Source organism: Brevibacterium rongguiense (assembly GCF_009857845.1).
Classification (GTDB): Bacteria; Actinomycetota; Actinomycetes; order Actinomycetales; family Brevibacteriaceae; genus Brevibacterium; species Brevibacterium rongguiense.
This window is the reverse complement of record NZ_WWEQ01000135.1, coordinates 1-575: the sequence shown is the minus strand read 5'-3', so window position 1 is coordinate 575 and position 575 is coordinate 1. Positions and strand designations below refer to the sequence as shown.

Below are 575 nucleotides of genomic sequence, written 5' to 3'. Positions count from 1 at the left end.
GTCGGTGAACTGGTGGCGTGAGAGGACCTCCCACTCCAGGCTGGAGAAGAATGCCTCGGCGGCGGCGTTATCGAAGCACGAGCCGACGCGGCCCATGGACTGCCGGATGCCCATCGTGCGGCACAGCAAGGTGTGCGAGTTCGCCGTGTAGGTCGAGCCGCGGTCGGTGTGGAAGATGACCCGCTGGCTGTCGTCCTCGCGCCAGCCGGGGCCGTTGACGGCATCGACACCGCCACGGGCAGCGACGGCCATCTTGATCGCCGAACAGGCCAGCTCGGCGTCGGGATGCAGACCTGTCGCTGCTCCGAGGAGTCGGCGTGAGTAGAGGTCGATCACGCTCGCCAGGTACAGCTTCGGGCCCGGCCGGCCGTGCTCGTCGACGGTGGGGATCTCGGTCATGTCGCCCACCCAGCGGGCGTTTGCACGGTCTGCGGTGAAGTCCCGGCGCAGCAGGTCGGGGAACTTCGAAGCTGTCTTGTCCTGCCGTGTGAGCCCGTTCCGGCGCTTGATCCGGCGCGCGACCAGCCCCTGGCGGCGCATGGAGTCCGCGACCGTCTTCTCGCTGACCTCCCACC

General features: G+C 68.5%; 1 protein-coding gene. It reads right to left on the bottom strand.

The window, feature by feature from the left end:
- Positions 1–575 (bottom strand): IS3 family transposase (locus GSY69_RS13855; protein ID WP_160954405.1); only part of this gene is annotated, 575 nt, incomplete at both ends.